Source organism: Kineococcus indalonis, from assembly GCF_009906395.1.
GTDB classification, from domain to species: Bacteria; Actinomycetota; Actinomycetes; order Actinomycetales; family Kineococcaceae; genus Kineococcus; species Kineococcus indalonis.
In genome coordinates this window covers 1-1,979 of the sequence record NZ_JAAALM010000645.1, presented here as the reverse complement: position 1 = coordinate 1,979, position 1,979 = coordinate 1, and the positions used below count along the sequence as shown (strand labels likewise).

2 protein-coding genes and 3 tRNA genes are annotated in these 1,979 nt (G+C 76.3%); 2 read left to right on the top strand and 3 right to left on the bottom strand.

Going from position 1 to position 1,979, the window contains the following annotated elements; all coding sequences use genetic code 11:
- A partial coding sequence (locus tag GTR00_RS19870; RefSeq protein WP_166613275.1) for a YihY/virulence factor BrkB family protein occupies positions 1-949 on the top strand: 949 nt, incomplete at its 5' end.
- Positions 950-1,039: 90 nt separating this feature from the next.
- Positions 1,040-1,216, top strand: coding sequence for a hypothetical protein (locus tag GTR00_RS19865; protein WP_166613274.1), 177 nt, complete (start codon positions 1,040-1,042; stop codon positions 1,214-1,216).
- Positions 1,217-1,559: 343 nt separating this feature from the next.
- Here the strand turns inward: GTR00_RS19865 and GTR00_RS19860 are convergent.
- The 3 genes from GTR00_RS19860 to GTR00_RS19850 all read right to left on the bottom strand — a co-directional run bounded on the left by GTR00_RS19860 (position 1,560) and on the right by GTR00_RS19850 (position 1,838).
- Positions 1,560-1,631, bottom strand: a tRNA-Val gene (locus GTR00_RS19860).
- Positions 1,632-1,664: 33 nt separating this feature from the next.
- Positions 1,665-1,735, bottom strand: a tRNA-Cys gene (locus GTR00_RS19855).
- A 30-nt stretch (positions 1,736-1,765) separates the two neighbouring features.
- Positions 1,766-1,838 (bottom strand) — tRNA-Gly (locus tag GTR00_RS19850).
- Between the last annotated feature and the right edge of the window lie 141 nt (positions 1,839-1,979).

Genomic DNA, 1,979 nt, shown 5'->3' with positions numbered 1-1,979 from the left:
GAGCCTCGCCCCCCTCGCCGCGGCCCGCCCCCCGGCGCGCCGCGCCCTGCGGGCCGGGAAGGACCTCGTCAGCGGCACCGTGGGGGCCTGCCTGCGCTTCCGCGTCACCGGCCTGGCCGCCGAGGGCGGCTTCTTCGCGCTGCTGTCCCTGCCGCCGCTGGTGTTCGGGCTCGTGGCCAGCCTGGGCTACGCCGGGCGCTGGCTGGGGGCCGCGGAGGTCGCCGCCGCGCGCGGGGAGCTGACGCGGCTGGCGGAGGCCTTCTTCACCCCGGAGGTCATCTCCGAGGTCGTCCTGCCGACCTTCGACTCGGTGACCACCACCGGGCGCGCGGACCTGACGCTGCTCGCCTTCGGCTTCAGCGTCTGGTCCGGCTCCCGCGCGCTGAACGTCTACGTCGACACCATCGCGATCATGTACGGGCTGGGCGGGCACCGCGGCATCGTGCGCACCCGGCTGCTGTCGCTGTCGACGTACCTGGTCGGCCTGCTGGCCGCGGTCGTGGTGGTGCCCCTGCTGCTGGTCGGGCCGCGCGTGGTGGCCCGGTGGCTGCCCAGCGACCTGCGGGCCCTCTCCGGCGCCTACTGGCCCGTGGTGCTGCTGCTGTCGGTCTTCAGCCTGGCCACGCTCTACCACCTGGCCACCCCGGTGCGCAGCCGCTGGTGGCGCGACGTGCCCGGCGCGGTGCTGGCCCTGCTGCTGTGGCTGGTGACGTCCTCGGTGCTGCGCACGCTGCTGTCGGCCTCGGTGGGCGGCACCTCCACCTCGATCTACGGCCCGCTGGCCGCCCCGATCGTCGTGCTCGTGTGGTTCTACTTCCTGGCCATCGCCGTCCTGGTGGGCGCGGCGCTGAACTCCGCGGTGGACCGGGTCTGGCCCGACCCGACGCGGGCGGCGGCGCGCGAGGCCGCGCGCGCGGAGGCCGTCCAGCGCCGCCGCTGGGTGCCCTGAGGGGCGCCTCGCGCGGGCCGGTGCACCGGTGCGGGAACGAGCGGACCCCCCGGCGGCGTTGTGCAGGCACCAGCGACCCGAGGAGGACCCGTGCGCAACGCCGCGACCACGTTCACCTTCGCCGCCCTCATCGCCCTGCTGGGCGCCACGGGGGCCGCCGCCCAGGACGGCTGCACCGACGGCCCGGTGGTGCCGCGGGAGGACTACGCCTCGCGCCTGCCCGTGGCGCCGCCGTCCTCCTCGTCCGGGGGCGCCGGAGCGGCCTGAGCGCCCTCCCGGGGCGCCGGCCCGCCGCTGCGCCGCTGCGCCGGGCCCGGTGAGGCGGTCCACCCCCGCAGCGTCAGCCGGGCCGCGGCCCGACGGTGGCGGGTGGCCGCCTCCTCGGAGCGGGCCGTGCGGGCGCGCCACTCGTGCCAGCGGACCCGCCAGTCCGGCGCCCCGTCGTCCATGGTCCACGCTCCTCGTGTCGTGCCGAGCAGCACCCGCTCACCCGGGGCGTGCCCGTCGGAGGGATCGTGGCAGGTGCGTCCCCCGCGCAGCGCTGCGGGTGGGGCACGCAGAAGGCCCCGCCCCCCGAGGGGGGCGGGGCCTTCCGGCTGGACCTGCCGAGTGGGCGATACTGGGATCGAACCAGTGACCTCTTCCGTGTCAGGGAAGCGCGCTACCGCTGCGCCAATCGCCCTCGAGCGCACCGGGAGCTACCCGGTGGGCTGTGAGGTGGAGACGGGATTCGAACCCGTGTGGACGGCTTTGCAGGCCGCTGCCTAACCTCTCGGCCACTCCACCGCGAGGCTCGCGCCTGTGAGCCGGCCTCCGAGCGGACGACGGGACTCGAACCCGCGACCCTCACCTTGGCAAGGTGATGCGCTACCAACTGCGCTACGTCCGCACGCCTCCGGTTCCCCGCCCTTCCGGCCGGTTCCCCGTGACGTCGTAGACATTAGCCGACGCGGCAGGCTCCAGTCCAACCGCCCCCGCGCGGGCCGTTCACCCGCCGTTCGCCCGCGGGTGCGCCCGGCCCTCCCGCGTC